This is a genomic window from Mordavella massiliensis, assembly GCF_016901695.1.
In the GTDB taxonomy this organism is placed as follows: domain Bacteria; phylum Bacillota; class Clostridia; order Lachnospirales; family Lachnospiraceae; genus Claveliimonas; species Claveliimonas massiliensis_A.
In genome coordinates, this window is record NZ_JACJKS010000141.1 from 1 (window position 1) to 210 (window position 210).

Below are 210 nucleotides of genomic sequence, written 5' to 3' on the forward strand. Positions count from 1 at the left end.
GGTGTATCTGTTGACTTACCAAGGTCATGGCAGAGTAGCCAAGCCGGGAAGGGATAAACGCTGAAGGCATCTAAGCGTGAAGCCCCCCTCAAGATGAGATATCCCTACGAAAGTAGTAAGACCCCTTGAAGACGACGAGGTAGATAGGGCAGAGGTGGAAGTGTGGTAACACATGGAGCTGACTGTTACTAATCGGTCGAGGGCATAACC

Annotated in this window: 1 rRNA gene; it reads left to right on the forward strand. The window is 51.0% G+C overall.

Features of this window, described 5'->3' with window-relative positions:
* Nucleotides 1-209 (forward strand): 23S ribosomal RNA (locus tag H6A20_RS13440); the annotation flags it as partial.
* Nucleotide 210 lies beyond the last annotated feature (1 nt).